The sequence below is a fragment of the Lysinibacillus sp. S1 genome, from assembly GCF_044986265.1.
Classification (GTDB): Bacteria; Bacillota; Bacilli; order Bacillales_A; family Planococcaceae; genus Lysinibacillus; species Lysinibacillus capsici.
Genome location: NZ_CP173154.1, coordinates 601,833 through 617,181, shown reverse-complemented (window position 1 = coordinate 617,181; position 15,349 = coordinate 601,833). Strand labels below are relative to the sequence as shown.

15 protein-coding genes are annotated in these 15,349 nt (G+C 36.6%); all 15 read left to right on the top strand.

From position 1 onward, the window contains the following. Positions 1 to 116: 116 nt before the first annotated feature. Positions 117 to 2,339, top strand: coding sequence for a VirD4-like conjugal transfer protein, CD1115 family (locus tag ACHZEU_RS03185; protein WP_404804005.1), 2,223 nt, complete (start codon positions 117 to 119; stop codon positions 2,337 to 2,339). 4 nt (positions 2,340 to 2,343) lie between these two features. Beyond that, positions 2,344 to 3,303, top strand: a complete 960-nt coding sequence (locus tag ACHZEU_RS03180; protein WP_404804004.1) for a type IV secretory system conjugative DNA transfer family protein — start codon at positions 2,344 to 2,346, stop codon at positions 3,301 to 3,303. A 33-nt stretch (positions 3,304 to 3,336) separates the two neighbouring features. After that, a complete protein-coding gene (locus ACHZEU_RS03175) occupies positions 3,337 to 4,044 on the top strand; it encodes a hypothetical protein (protein WP_004230931.1) in 708 nt (235 codons plus the stop codon). Positions 4,045 to 4,079: 35 nt separating this feature from the next. Further along, a complete protein-coding gene (locus tag ACHZEU_RS03170; protein ID WP_004230933.1) occupies positions 4,080 to 4,319 on the top strand; it encodes a YdbC family protein in 240 nt (79 codons plus the stop codon). Positions 4,320 to 4,322: 3 nt separating this feature from the next. Further along, on the top strand, positions 4,323 to 5,450 hold the full coding sequence (locus ACHZEU_RS03165; RefSeq protein WP_004230935.1) for an ATPase, T2SS/T4P/T4SS family: 1,128 nt from the start codon (positions 4,323 to 4,325) through the stop codon (positions 5,448 to 5,450). Positions 5,451 to 5,456: 6 nt separating this feature from the next. Beyond that, the gene (locus ACHZEU_RS03160; RefSeq protein ID WP_004230936.1) at positions 5,457 to 6,197 is read left to right on the top strand and encodes a type II secretion system F family protein; all 741 of its coding nucleotides are present in this window, start codon (positions 5,457 to 5,459) and stop codon (positions 6,195 to 6,197) included. Between the two features lie 60 nt (positions 6,198 to 6,257). Next, positions 6,258 to 6,557, top strand: a complete 300-nt coding sequence (locus tag ACHZEU_RS03155; RefSeq protein WP_004230937.1) for a hypothetical protein — start codon at positions 6,258 to 6,260, stop codon at positions 6,555 to 6,557. Positions 6,558 to 6,656: 99 nt separating this feature from the next. After that, positions 6,657 to 6,932 carry a hypothetical protein gene (locus tag ACHZEU_RS03150; protein WP_004230939.1) on the top strand — a complete coding sequence of 92 codons (276 nt, stop codon included), beginning with the start codon at positions 6,657 to 6,659 and terminating at the stop codon, positions 6,930 to 6,932. After that, positions 6,929 to 7,828, top strand: coding sequence for a zeta toxin family protein (locus ACHZEU_RS03145; RefSeq protein WP_004230941.1), 900 nt, complete (start codon positions 6,929 to 6,931; stop codon positions 7,826 to 7,828). Before ACHZEU_RS03150 ends, ACHZEU_RS03145 begins: the two co-directional genes overlap by 4 nt. Before the next feature lie 13 nt (positions 7,829 to 7,841). Further along, a complete protein-coding gene (locus tag ACHZEU_RS03140; RefSeq protein WP_004230943.1) occupies positions 7,842 to 8,075 on the top strand; it encodes a hypothetical protein in 234 nt (77 codons plus the stop codon). A gap of 197 nt (positions 8,076 to 8,272) precedes the next feature. Continuing rightward, the gene (locus ACHZEU_RS03135) at positions 8,273 to 9,382 is read left to right on the top strand and encodes an S-layer homology domain-containing protein (protein WP_216486345.1); all 1,110 of its coding nucleotides are present in this window, start codon (positions 8,273 to 8,275) and stop codon (positions 9,380 to 9,382) included. A 67-nt stretch (positions 9,383 to 9,449) separates the two neighbouring features. Further along, positions 9,450 to 11,501 carry a hypothetical protein gene (locus tag ACHZEU_RS03130; protein WP_066036887.1) on the top strand — a complete coding sequence of 684 codons (2,052 nt, stop codon included), beginning with the start codon at positions 9,450 to 9,452 and terminating at the stop codon, positions 11,499 to 11,501. Positions 11,502 to 11,684: 183 nt separating this feature from the next. Continuing rightward, on the top strand, positions 11,685 to 14,459 hold the full coding sequence (locus ACHZEU_RS03125; RefSeq protein ID WP_279494820.1) for a pLS20_p028 family conjugation system transmembrane protein: 2,775 nt from the start codon (positions 11,685 to 11,687) through the stop codon (positions 14,457 to 14,459). Then, the gene (locus ACHZEU_RS03120; protein WP_004233211.1) at positions 14,459 to 14,782 is read left to right on the top strand and encodes a DUF5592 family protein; all 324 of its coding nucleotides are present in this window, start codon (positions 14,459 to 14,461) and stop codon (positions 14,780 to 14,782) included. The genes ACHZEU_RS03125 and ACHZEU_RS03120 overlap by 1 nt, the downstream gene beginning before the upstream one ends. Continuing rightward, positions 14,775 to 15,137 carry a hypothetical protein gene (locus ACHZEU_RS03115; RefSeq protein ID WP_279494822.1) on the top strand — a complete coding sequence of 121 codons (363 nt, stop codon included), beginning with the start codon at positions 14,775 to 14,777 and terminating at the stop codon, positions 15,135 to 15,137. The genes ACHZEU_RS03120 and ACHZEU_RS03115 overlap by 8 nt, the downstream gene beginning before the upstream one ends. The last annotated feature ends 212 nt before the right edge of the window (positions 15,138 to 15,349 follow it).

The window sequence follows — 15,349 nt, the reverse complement described above, 5'->3', positions numbered from 1 at the left end:
GGACTATGGGAATATTGCCCCTCAAAGAGAGCAACAAGAAATCWAACACGTTCAGATGTAACTACTACATCCAGAGCGTGTTTTTTGTTGGAATTTGAAAGAAAGGAGTAAGGTCTATGAATGAAACAAAATATTTACAACGTTTAGCACAACCTAAAGGACTTCTTGTTTTCTCTATAGTTTTTTGGTCACTCATGTTTTTTGTTTCGAATTTTGTGCTTGCATTCCTTCAATCTATACTGGCATCATTTCATCAATTCCAGGCAGATCCCAAGAGTGTATCTTTTTCGATTGATTGGCGAAGCTTTTTAGATTTTCAGTCAACTTGGATTCCGTTTTATATAGGGTTTGCAATTCTAAGCACGATAGGATTTGTGAAATTTATCTATAAAATTCGCTTGAATTTTGTGGATTTGAATAAAGGGCAGCACGGCACTAGTGAATTTGAACAGGTGCGTGAATTAAAAAAGCAATACAAAATTATACCTGCTGCAGAAAAAGAATATGACGGTGATGGTGGCGTCATTATTTCAGCTTTACAGGAAAAAGGGCGTCCGTACCGTCTATTAATCGATGAAGGACCCATTCATACGATGGTTATTGGGATTACGAGATCGGGTAAAGGGGAAACTTTTGTATTTCCTCAGATAGATGTACTGAGTCGAGCCAAAAATAAGCCCTCCTTAGTTGTCAACGATCCAAAAGGGGAACTTGCAGCTGCTAGTTATGACACGCTAATTGCTCGTGGTTACGAAGTGCATGTATTTAATTTAATACAACAATACATGGGAATGGGATTTAATCCATTACAAGTAGTTATCGATGCGTGGAAATCAGGAAATACGAGTTTAGCGCAACAGTATGCGAATAGCGTAGGGTTTATGCTATACAATGATCCATCAGCAAAAGATAAGTTTTGGTCCAACTCAGCTCAATCTTTGGTGACAGCAATCATTTTAGCTTTGACTGAGGATGCGTTACTGACTGGTAAAGAAGATACGATTAACTTATATTCTGTGGCTAATTTCCTGTCTACACTTGGAAGTGATACTAATGCGGAAACAGGTGAAAACGCATTAGATTTATTTTTCCAAGCCAGAGATGAGGTTAATCCTGCTCGTATGATGTATGCAACAAGTAACTTTGCTGCTGGTAATACACGCGCAGGAATTTTCTCATCAGCGATGGATAAATTGCAAATTTTCACATTAGAACCCAATGCAAAACTTACAAGTTACAACAGTTTAGATTTAACAGAAGTCGGATTTGGCGACAAGCCAATCGCGATTTTTATGGTAACGCCTGACTATGATAAATCGAACCACGTTTTGGCCAGTATTTTTGTGAGTCAATTATATCGAGTAAATGCTGAGAAGGCTACTATGAGTCCTAGTGGCAAAATGAAACGCCATGTACATGCTTTACTTGATGAATTTGGGAATATGCCAGTAGTGGATGGTATGGACGGTATGGTTACTGTAGGGGCTGGCCGAGGGTTTAGGTTCCATTTAATTATACAAGCTTATTCTCAAATGAAATCCCTATATGGTGATGACGCAGATACAATCATTGGTAACTGCTCTAACCAAATATATATTTTAACGAAAGATAAAGCGACAGCAGAACAGTTCTCCGCGCTCATTGGTACAAAAACAATTACAGATGTGAGTCGTAGTGGGAAATTACTGTCTACAGATAAGTCGCATAGTGAATCCGTGAAAGAACGTGCATTACTGATGCCAGATGAATTAATGCAGTTAAAAGAAGGGGAATCTGTAGTCGTTCGTGCTAATAAGCGTCAAGATAATGAGCGTAGAAAAATTGTGCCTAAGCCTATTTTTAATACGGGCGTTACAGCTGCTAAGTTCCGTTGGGAGTATCTAGCAGAGGACTTTGATAATAGTAAGTCCATATTATCTCTACCCATTATGTCCACTAAGTATCACAATTTAAAGATGTCTGAAATGGTCTTCACTTCAAAAAGTGAAAGAGACCTTTTTGTTTGTATGTCTTCAGCGATGAGTACAGCAGAGTTTTCTAATTTGACAAGTACCTTGTATCAACTATTACAATCAACGGATGATTATTTAGATGAAATCCCTACCTGGTCATTTTTACAGCTCTTTAGTTATCTTACTTACGGATCAACGATTGAATCAATACCTATTGAACGTAGAATTTTCAAGGATTTAAAAAAATACTTACCAGATAAAGTTTTGAGGGAATGGACAAGTATTTTACGAAATCAACGCGAAAAAACGATGCAAAATAAAATGTCTTCAGCTCAAGATGAAAAGATAACAAATATTCAAAAATTGATTATGGAAGGAAGCGAATGAAAGCATGTTTGAACAGGTACAAGAATTAAAAAGACAATATCAAATTATTCCAGCTACCTCCAAAGAATTTGAGGGCGATGGTGGTGTGATTATTTCTGCCTTGCAAGAAAAATTTCGCTCTTACCGTCTACTGATTGATACTAGACCAGTTCATACGATGGTTATTGGGCCTGCACGCGCAGGCAAAGGAGAATCCTTTGTTTTCCCAATGATTGATGTACAAAGTCGTGCTAAAAATAAACCATCCTTAGTCATCAATGATGCTAAAGGAGATCTTGCGGCTGCCAGTTATGAAACTTTAGTTGCTCGGGGTTATGATGTTTACGTTTTTAATGTGAGTCAACATTGTACAGAAATTGATTTAGATTTAACTGATGTAAGATTTGGCGACAAGCCAATTGCTATTTTTGTGGTTTCAACTGATTGGTCAAGTCGCATGTTAGCGAGTAAGTTTATAAGTCATCTATATCGTGTCAATGTAGAGAAAGCGAAAATGAGTCCTAGTGGTAAAACGAACCGCCTAGTACATTTTTTACTAGATGATTTAGGTAATATGCCACCAATTGAAAATATGGGTGAGATGGTGGCTTGTGGTGCTAAAATGGGGTTCAGATTTCACTTGATTTTTCAATTAATGTATCAAATAAAAAATTTGTATGGAGAAGAAGCAGATACGATAATTGGTAACTGTTCCAACCAAATTTTTATGGGAATTAATGATATAACTACTGCAGAAAAACTATCAGCTTACATTGGGATGAAAAAAATTATAGGTGTGAGTCGAAGTGAGAAACTTTTGTCTATAGATGAATTAATGCATTTAAAAGCAGGGGAGTCAATAATTGTTCGTACCAACAAGGGGCTTAAACCGATTTTTAATAGAGGCATTACTGCAGCTAAATTTCGTTTTGAGTATTTAGCAAAGGACTTTAATAAAAACAAGTCTATCTTATCCTCACCATAAAATTAGAAAATTACTTGGAAGGAGTTATTAAAGATGTTTAACGAGTTGCTTAAAGAACGGTTGCTTGACGCTCATTTAGAATTTTTCGGAAAAGATAAAAAGAAATTTCTAATCCATCGTATTTTATACGCTGTGGTTGTAACCATGCTGTATACAATGATCATTATGGTGATTAAAAAACCAATATTGTTAATTGGTTTGCCAGCTGGCTTTTATCTAGGATGGAAATTTGCTTATATCAAATTGCTGGCAACCAAAAAAAATATTGATGTAAAAAATTCCTTTTTGTTTCCGCAATTTTTGCAGAGCTTCATAGCATTACTACCGAGTTCAGGAAATGTCTATCAAACATTGAAAGTAGCGTTGAAATATACGCCTGATCCATTGGATAAAGAATTGATCAAACTTATTCAGAAAATCGAGAATGGAAATGATCGAAATGCCTATTTAGAATTTGCGGATTATATAGGTTCTAGTGAGGCTTACATGGTTATGAATATGATTTACCAATTTAGTGAACAAGGTGTAGAAAAGGAATCTATACAGGAATTAGAGCGATATATCCAAAACCTTCAGGAAAATAAGGTTGATGAATTGATACAACATAAGATGAATGCAAGCGATAAATTTGGTTTATTTCCAATTCTAATATCGCTTTTTTTAGTGGGTGGATTTGCTGGTGTCATTTTCTTGCACTACATGACGAATGTGACAGATGCATTAAATACCATGCCTAAATAGACTTTAAACAATATGACAAAGGAGGATGGTGGTGAATGTCTAAGGAAACGTTTGAAATTATTGAAAATGTTGCCCTTTTGCGAACTGCTGATACGGGATGGACAAGGGAATTGTCAAAAGTAAGTTGGTATCATAAACCAACTACTATTGATATACGGTGGTGGTCTCCTCAAAAAGAAAAAGCAGGAAAAGGCGTATCACTTACGATGGAAGAAGCCCAACTATTGTTGGAAGGATTGCAAAAATGTTTGTCTATTGAACAAATGGAGGTATAAAAAATGAACGTAATGAGCGATCAGGAACGTCTAGAAGAAAGAATTAATGAAATATTGGAACAAAGTTTTTTAGGGCCTTATTTGAAACAATTAACTATCACAGATATTAGATTTAATGGAACACAATTGAGGATACAAGATAATGAAAAAGGGCGATATTTAGCGCCAGACCAGCCAAGTAAAGAAGACGTGCAAAGACTCGTGAAACAAATATCAGATATTCAAAAAGGTAATTTTTCGCACACTGAGCCACAATTGGATACAGAAATCGGTATTTTACGGATCAGCGGCACACATCAACGTATTAGCATTGACGGTGTTAATCTTGCCATTCGTGTTTCTCGTCCTCATTTAGCGATTAGTTCAATAGCTGCTTTAGTGACAGGAGATCATGAACCCGTAGAGCAATTGTTTAAAGTATTAACGCTTGCCGAAAGTAATCTTATCATTTGTGGACGAACAGGTTCAGGAAAGACAGAATTTCAAAAACTGTTAGTTGGATATACAGCTGAAGATGCAAACATTGTATTAATTGAAGATACACGGGATAGTCATATAAAAACATTATACCCTGAAAAGGATATTACAAGTTGGAAAACAATACCTGGTGTGTTTGAAATGAGCGATGGTGTGAAAGCAGCACTTCGAAATAACCCTGATTGGACCATTATCGCTGAGATCCGAGGTGCAGTAGCTGCAGATGTATTAGATAGTGCTAAAACCGATCATGCCATTATCTCTACTTTACACGCTAAAGGGGCCATGAATATCCCATCTCGCTTGATTCCGATGATTCGACAATCACCAGCTTATGCGATTATTGATGATCAATTAATTGGAAATGAAATCGTAGAATTTTTACGTTGGGGTTGCTATTTACAAGGGACAAGGACCAAAGAAGGAAAAACTGTTCGAAGAATCAAAGAATTGGCCGAGTATACGGAGTTTACTTCTAAAGGAACAGTAGGAAATTATGTGTATAGAGAAGTGAAAGTAAGGGATCAAAAGACAGGTGAATATCGTATCGAACAACGTTATCATCCTTTATCAGAAAAAACATTGGCGGAACTAGAAGATAAAGAATTAATTCATTTAGTTCCAGACGTATTTTTGCCAAAAGGGAGGCAGTAAATTGTCATGAAACAATTATTAAAAGAAGCTCGTGTTTTGTTCTATGGCTGGGAAATCGCGTTTTATTTACTAATATGGTTCTTGGCCAACTATCAGTTTTTCTATCTCATTTCAAAAGAGCGCACCATTAGTATTATTGTTGGCTGCATAGGTGCTCTCTTTTTCTTTTTTGTCTTTACGGTACAAAATCGCCAATTAAAAAAATATCAAATGCATTTAAGTGAGCTATTAAAGTATGTCACGAACATGATCTTCTTTCTACAAACAGGTGAAAATGTGCTTCATGCATTTAAGGAAACGAAAGCAACTGTCCATCCAGACATACAAAAAGCAATTGAAATCAGTATTCAACAGTTAGAAAAAGAGGCTCAATTAAATACAAAACAGTTTGAAAAGTATGATTTTCCTACCTTAGATCAGTTTCATCAAAATTTAAAGATTCAATATGAGCATGGCGGTAATCCAGGTGACTTATTTAGCCAAATACATAAAAACATGATATTTGAGCTAAAGAAACGTGATGAATTATACCGTAAACGTAGAGGTTTCGCGATGGCCGTGTACATGTTGCTAGGCATGGTAATGGGGATCTCATTAATGCTGCGTTTTATCGTTGGGGAACTATGGGACACGTTTTTAAACGTTGGTTATGCTGGTCTAGGCGTGTTACTAATAACACAAGTATTTGCTTTTTTAAACCTATACTTTTTACAGAAAAGAAGTATGGATATATCGATTCGCTACTAAATATATAAAACAAAGGGATTCGCCAATTTTGGGGAATCCTTTTAAAAAGGGGATTATACAATGGTATTGCCGTTTGATACACATGAAATTTATATTTCAATTGACCGTTTTGATGAAGAAGGAGGTTACGCTGATTATTATAAGTTGAAAAGTGATTTTACTAAAATAAGTGTTGAAAAAATACCTATGACAACAAGGGATAAACCTTTAATAGTATTAAACGAGTCGCAATTCCTTTCAGCAAAGTCATTTTTAATGAATAAGCAAAACCCATTTCAAATGAGTAAAGATGAAGCGATTATTTATTATAAAATTGGGTTTATTACTAAAGATGAGCTAGACAACTTCATTCATACCTAGTCATTTACTTTAATTATAAAATTAGTTTTGTTGTAATTAGCAACAAATTGGGTTATACTAATACTATCAAATGAAGTATATACAAAGGGGTGTAAAACGATGGAGAAATCTTTAAATTACGAACAAACTTTCAAAATCGAAGTATTAAACGAATTTTCTAACGGTGTCTATGCTCGATTACTAAATTTTATCTTGAAAAATGGTGTTGATAAAAACGATAGTAATAACTTTTATGTTAGTCTGTTACAACAGTTCTCAGAAATGCTTAATGTAGACTTATTTAAAATGTCAAATGTTGAATTAGATAATGTTAAGTCTTATTGGGAGAATATGAACGATTACATTAAAGGAATCACAAAGGAAAAATCAGCATGAATAAGTTTGATCTCGCTTATTTTTCAGAAGATGAGTTCCAGGAGCGTTTGCAATTTACCATAGATAGATTAAGTAAAAAAAAGAAGCCTTTTCAAAAGCCAGTTGCTTATCTTTTAGGGGGACAAGCAGGTGCAGGGAAAACTACATTACATGCTATTATAAAGGATAAATTGAACAACGATGTTATAACCATCGATAATGATACATTTAAACAAATGCATCCTAATTTTGATTTACTGGTTGAAAAATACGGTAAAGATTATGTGGCACATGTTACGCCCTTTTCTAACAAAATGACTGAAGCCTTGATTGAACATTTTAGTAGCCAGGGTTTCAATTTAACTATTGAAGGCACTTTACGAACAATTGAAACGCCTATGCAGACTGCTACATCTTTAAAAGAAAAAGGCTATGAAGTCAACCTTTATGCAATGGCAGTATCAAAAGATTTGTCTTATCTAGGTACAATAGAGAGATATGAATCAATGTATTTAATCGATCCACAAACAGCAAGATCAACTGATAAGGTTATCCATGACACAATAGTTTCAAATTTGCCTGATAACCTCGATATGCTTTTTAATAGTGGTTACTTCGCTGAAATTAGTCTTTTCACAAGAGAAGGAACAAAAGTATATTCTAGTGTTGATACGCCTTCTATTAGTCCAAAACAAATTATTTATGAAGCTTTAAATCAAGAAATACCCAAAGATGTATTGATTAATAAAATTGATCATATTATCCAATTGACTAAACACAACAATCATCAAGTGCCAGATCTGTTACATTGGAGGAAGGAACTGATACGACAACCTATTTCTCCTTTCCAAGACGATGAGAAGAAACAAGACAAAGTATTTAATAAAGTAAATAAAAATAAGGTTTTTGAACGTTAAGGAAGAGATGTCATTGGAAAAAGTATATTTAAGCCAAACTGATATTGGAAAATTGACCGAAAAAGTAGGCTGGGGAGATCGTCGGAAAATTGCTGTTTTAATAGGCAGAAATCAATTTCCTCCACACGATGTACGAATAGGGAGTACGAAAGGTTGGAAAAAAGAAACGATTGACCAGTGGTTCGAAGACGTAGTGGAGAAAGATTTAAAGAAAAAGCCAAAAATACCTCTGAAGCCACAAGTCTAAGGTAGCCTAAAACTATGAGAAAAGTACACATAAAAAAAGAGGATTCGCCAAAAATGGTGAGTCTTTTTTCATGGAAATAAATTGATTATTTTAACAGATATGGTATAATGTAGTTATAGAAACTTCCTATTAAATAGTTATTGGTTTGAAATATAGATTGAGCAAAAAAATACCATTTGTTGAAGGAGGAAAATGAAATGAGAAACAAATTATTTATGGCGACATTAGCAGCTGCTATTGCTGTTCCAGTGATGGTGGCACCTATTCCGACTCATTATGCTGAGGCTGCAGGAACAAAAGGAACTGTAGTATTGGCCAATAATCCTTTCAAAGATGTAAAAGTAAATTCTCCATACTATAAAATTATTCATGAAATGCGAGATGCTGGGATCATTCAAGGCTATGAAGACGGTACTTTCCGTCCAGATACAACAATCAGCCGTCAACACGCTGCTGCATTAGTTAGCCGTGCGCTGAAAATCAATGATTTAACACTTGAAAAAACAAAGGATTTTAAGCAGCCAAAGGATCTACGTACAGATAGTCCTTTTTACAATGACATCAAGGACTTAGTAGAGGCAGGGCTTTTAGAATTAGACAGCCAGGGCAATGTAAACCCGAATAAGCCTTTGACACGTGGGGAAATGGCGAAAATTATTGCTGTAGCTTTCAATCTTGAAGTGAAGGCAGATTATGTGTTTGGGGATGTAAAAGGTTCAAAATATGAGGAATACGTGAAAGCATTATATTCAAATGGCGTAACGACAGGTTATGAGGACTATACGTTTAAATTGAATGGTTCTTTAACGCGTGTTCACTATGTCCTTTTCATGCACCGTGCTATGAATATAGATGCTGATTTCGTAGCAGAGCCAATTCCAACACCAACACCGAAACCAACGCCAGAACCAAAACCTGATCCTAAACCAACAACTAAGAGTCCAGTTAAGTATAGCGATTGGAGCTATCAGGATATTAAAACAAAAATCCCTCGTCCAGCTGGCTATGTAGCAGGTGAACATGAGAAGAAGAATGCTGAAATTTTAAAAGAGCTTATCATAGAAAATGGACATAGAGGTAAGGGGAGTTTTAATATAGAGTCCAAATCTTGGAATTCTTCTTCATTTACATTTGAAGAAAAATTACGTTTCAATGCCGAATATGCTGGTGTAACTTACGAGGAATACGTCTCCATTATTAATCAAGTGATTAAAACAGGAGAGGTTTATGATGGTGGAACCTTTGCAATGTACTTTAATTATCAAAACGGAATGATTTATGAATCTGGAACAGATCAAGCTCGGTAATAAAATATCAAATTTCAAAGACCTTTATTTTAAAGGTCTTTTTTGTATGGAGAAAGGGTGAATATACGTGTTAAAACGGGTTATTTCTATTTTTTGCTTAATTATTTTATTATTTTCTATCTTTAACTTTGAAGGTAATAAGCCCCTAGAAGTGGCTGCTGCTACCACAGCCCCCATTAAGGACACTATAACTCTTACAGTGAAGTTTCCTGATACTGTTGGAGAAGGGTTTGGAATAGAACCCACTGATCCTGAAGAAATTCATCAGATGGTGGATAGTAAAGGAAAAACGCACCCACACCGTACAGGATGGGGAGCTATTAAATATGAGTGCGTAAGAACAGATACAGATTACATTGCTGGTTATGACTACTATGGGAACCCTATATGGGATGTTCATACAGTGTCAGGTTGGAGACAAAAGGAAGACTACAGCACAGAAGATAGCCATGTTCCACATCAGCCTGCTGAAGTTAAAAAAGAGATCGTTGAAAAGTATGGAGAAGAGATGTACGAACTAGCAGAAGCTGCAGGCGCTGTATTCTATTATGACGACACAACACCCATTCCTGCTCGTTTCCTTACAGGAGATATAGGGGACTATAACCGACGAGTAAACGGTACAACAGGTCGCTATTCGATTTATTATAAAGACACTACCTATACTGATAGTCATTGCCAGAATGGAGAAAAGGCTTATTTTTATAGAAATAATGATTTCTTTGTCACAACAACTTTTGATGTTGAGTGGAAAGAGCCAGAAGATAAGCAAGGAACAGGTTTAGGGAGAGCATATTGGGAATTAGAAAGAACGGATAAAAATGACCTCAGTGAAGTAGCTGTCTATAGTAGCTTTAAGGGAGAATATGATAAACATGTTGCAGTTCGAAACATTAAACATACAGTAAATCTTGATACGAAACATGTTGAACAAGAAGGAGCGATTGAATTTACGATAAACGCAAAACAAGTCCAAAACAAGGACATGCAGTATGGCTTTGAATATGAGTATACCAACAAAGAAATTGGGTGGGTTTGCACAGGGAAAGGCGAAGATCAAGAATGTCATTGGGATGATCGTCCCGATTGGCGAGCTGTCCAAAAATTTGAGTTGAACGGTTCTATACCAGTTGATCATCAACAAAAGAAAACTGAAAAATCGGATAAACTAGATAACATTTTAGTAAAAAAATGGGTCGTTGGTAGAGAAGATAAGTATGGTCCATCGAAAGAATCAAAAGCGTATTATGAACAATATCATCGTGCTGAAGGGAATGAATGGCAGGATGAGATAAATTTAAAAACACAAACTACTTTGCCTATGACACCAGGAAAATTATTGTATAGCGTAGAGCTACCTTCAGGTAAACATAAAGACGGTGACTTTTATCCACTTATGAAAACACAAAGTTCGGGTACTTATAAAGCAGCTGAATTAGACGAAAGCCTACAAGCTGAGTTTGAGGATGGCGTACAGCTTCAACAAAAAGTAATGAAAGATATGGGGATGAAAGGTGATCAACGGCAGTTCGAAGGGGAATTTGTTTCTGATTTGTTTTTCACGGCTTCAGGAACTGGCTTTATGTCAGGTTATAAATATGCTGAAAAAGTGAAGCAAGCTATTAAGAGCGATCAAGGACTACCGAGTTTCGCGCAAGTAGTACAAGAGGGTGCAGCTAAAGGGGAAGCAGACTTTGTTCAATACACAAACGTGCCATTTGAGGACGAATGGGTCTTTACAAGTTCAGAAGAGGATCTTCCTCACTTACAACGTTATTCTTTACCTATTACACCGTATTCTCAATTAATGCCGAATGAAACGTACAAAAATCAATTAGAATTAGTGGATATGGGATTAAGCGATCTGAGCTTTACATTTGATCAATCCTTTAGCTTTGAACATTTCTTATTTGGTTCGGGGTATGATGATGCCTGGATTATTGAGCAGCCAGAATCGAGGGTACCTGTGACAGAATTTGAGACGGTGGAGTTAACGCATGAACAAGTGAAAAAACTTGCTAAAGCTGAACGACAACACTCTAATAACAAAATTCATAACTTCCGATTTGTGGATCGGACTTTTCCTGATAAAGTAAGAGAAATCCGAGGCGCGCGATAAAATGACTATGATTTATCTGATAATCACTCCTATCCTAGTCTTTGTTATTTCATATTTTTGTGCAAGATATGTCGTATGGCCAATTTTTAAGATGATTAGTCAAAAAGAGGATTCACCAAAAATGGTGAGTCCTTTTTCTATTAAAAAGTTTGAATGTAGAAAATAAGAAGGGAGGATTCGTTCATGGAAGATAATGAAATTATCGAGAAACATAAGATACTGGAATCCATTTTGCATGTGAGTGATGGCTTTCTTTGGCAAGATGTGTTTAGGGCGCTTGGAAGTGGCATTATCTACACATTAAGCTGGTTGAATCAATTATTAGAAGACATAGTGACCAAAATTATTACACTCAATGATTTTTATGCTACGGGCGCAATGGGAGAGTTTATGGATAAAGCAAGACCATTAATATGGATTGTATTCTTTATAGCTCTTGTGGTTCTGGGCTTTCAATTTATGTTAAATAAAGTGGAAAAACGGAATGAAATTCTACTGAATATTGTGATGGCCGTATGTTTTATCGTCATCATTCCAGATTTAATGTCTAATATGCAGAAGATTATTGGTGTCGGAATTGAACAAATGAATCCTGAAAATGAGACGCTTGCTAGTAATATGATCAAAAGTAATGTGGCTGACGTTTTGTATTATGCCGAACATGATTTTCAATTTGCCAGTAGTACACGTGGGGATGAAAGTTCACCTCCAAGACCTGCAAGTAAAGAAAATAGTTCCATAGGAACTACAGATTATACCTATGCAAATCGTTTTTCGGATTCATCAGCGTTGCACATCCCCTTTTTACAAAAGCTTGACTTGCACGAAGATGATGGCTGGCTTTTTAAAGAAGATTGGGTAAAGCAATTAAGTGATGAGTCAAAAGAGGTTTTAAAAACGAAATCAGTTCCGACAGGTGTTGGCGACAGTTATCAAGTCGAAGAATTACAAGATAATGCCGTCCCTATGACGAAAATAGGTCGAGAAACTTATTATCGTTATCATGTCAATTGGCTGTCTTTAATTGTGTCCTTACTGGTAACGTCTATTGCGTTAGGTATCACAGTTTTAAAAATTGGCCGTGCAATTTTTGATCTAGCGTTCCATCAAATTTTTGGTATGTTCATTGCAGCTAGTGACCTTACAGGTGGACAACGGACAAAAAAAGTATTGGTGGAAATGGTCAATACTTTTGTCGTGATCTTTATAATGACGGGCCTCCTCCAACTATTCGTTTTGTTTGTTAATTGGGCAAACGGATTAAAGACGGATATTGGGATGTTTGGTGTCGTCATACTCATGATTGCTGGTGCTTGGGCATTGATTGATGCTCCTGATATTGTTCAACGTATGCTTGGTATTGACGCAGGTTTACGCAATGGATGGCAAGCGATGATGGGAGCTTATGCAGGAGGTAAAGCATTGACAGCTGGCGCACAGGCTCTTAAAAACGTAGCTCAAAAAGGTGCTGCTACTGTAGCAGGTGGCGCAAATATGGCGAAGAGAACTGTCGAAGGAATGCGTACAGAAACACCGTCAGAGGTAGGAAAACGTACTTCTGTGCCAGCGATACCTGGTAGTGGCGATGTAAAAACCATGCCAAAATCAGATGAACAGCATTCAAATTCTACTATGGGGGGTACTTCAGATTCTATCCCGTCATCGGTTGAAAGTGATGGATTGAATGCACATGATCAGATAGCTGCAACTTCACAAGATTATGAGCCAATTCCATCTAGTGATAACAGTAACCAAGTGGGTATGCCAGGCAGTATGGGAAGTGTTCAACCTGATCAAATACCAAGTCAAGGTGGAAAGGAAAAAGGAAGTCCACCAATCCAACCAAAGACAGTAACAACACCAGCTAAACCACCAACAAATACAAGCACAAGTGATGTTTCACAACGGGGTGCTATGCAACGTCAAGAAAGTCAACCTATATCAGGAAGTCCTAGTGTTGATTCTTCAATACAAAGTGTAACTGGTCATGATGGCGACATGCACCAGGGCCCAATTCAGCGACAAGAACATGAGCCAATTCCATCTAGTGAAGCAATCCCGTCTGAAGGGATCTCAACACAACCAAGTACACCAGGCGTGGCAAGACAAGTAGATACAGCAGCAACTATTCCAACAGGAGGTCCAAACGTTCGTCAAACAAGTGAGGCAATCCCGTCTGAAGGGATTTCACCACAGCCAAGTACACCAGGCGTGACAAGACAAGTAGATACAGCAGCAACTATTCCAACAGGTGGTTCAAACGTTCGTCAAACAAGTGAAGCAATCCCGTCTGAAGGGATCTCAACACAGTCAAGTACACCAGGCATGACAAGTTCAGCAAATACAGGAAATGTTCCAATGAGGTCGAACGTCCGACAAGCAAGTGAAATAATCCCACCTGGAAGGGTTACACAACAGGCAAGCACACCAGGAGTAATAACACCATCAAGTACAGGAAATGTTTCGACAGGTTCAAACGAACGTCAAACAAATGAAACAATCCCATCTGTAGGAGTTGCACCACAACAAAATACACCAGGAGTGACAGCTCCAACGGTTATAGGAAATGGGCATCAAACTGTTACTAGTGGAGTAATTCAACAAGGTTCATCAGGAAATGTCCAACATGTTGCACCGCAAAATTCGACACAGGCACAAGTAGTTAGTCAATCAACAGGAGGATCAAACGTTGTACAGCAAGGACCAGTTGTTTCGACTGTAGGAGGACAAGGTGGTACTGTTCAGCCTAATCAAAAGTCAACTACCATTGATCCTAAAACATATGGACATAAACAGGTGGTGCATACAAATACCATTCTTGGTGGTAATCCATCTGTACAACAACTGAAAGAAAGCGTGACACGTGCTGGTAATAGTGGTTTTACACTTGGTCAAAATATTCGTCGTATGACCAATAATATAGGAAAAGGAAAAAGACAAGGGAGTGACCAAGAATAATGTATGACATTCCAAAAGAAATTAAGGCAAAGCCTAAAATTGTTGGTTTAGAAGTAAAGGAGTTAATCATTTTGTTGGTTAGCTTCTTTCTTTTTTTCACCGTATTAAAAGATTTAGTACATGGTATTTTGTTTATTCCTTATATATTGATGGCAAGTGGTACCTTGTTTTGGATGGTATTGCCTTCTAGGAATAACCCTCGACTCAAAAATTACATGTCATTGTATTTATATTTCAAGCGTAATAAATACACTTATCATGCATTAGATGTCAAAAAAATTATGAATGATTATTTATATGGAGAGGGGGATCATCGTGAATAAAGAGGAAATTAAGCCAATTATTGTCCCTTCTTATACCGAGGAAAAAGTGTCTAAAAAAAGCTTCCTTAAAAAGTATCCTTTTTTTCTAAAGAATAAAAAGGCAAAAAAGAAGGTTGAAAGAAAATCTCATGTTTTACGGAAAACGCCTATGATTATGCCATTTATCGATATAACTGACGAGTACATTGTGATGAAAAAAGGGTACTTTATGGACATCTTTCAAATTATGCCTAGTGATTTACACTCACTAACGGATAACGATATAACAGTAAAACTTTTAGAAAATGCACGCTTTTATCGTAGTTTTTCATCTCAGCACAAAGTTGTAGGGTTAAACTTTCCAGCCAATACATAAAAGCAAAGGCTGTATTGGGAAAGAAAAAAAGAGAAAACGACAGATCCATTACGTTTACGTTTTATCAACAGAAAGTTATTTGAGTTAGAGTTTTTAGAACGCGAACGGACAAACCGTGAATTTTTCTTGTTTATCTATGCGAAGTCAACTCAGACTTTAGAGGATGAAAAAAAACAAGTAGTGCGAGGGATGCGACAATCATTCCCTTTGCA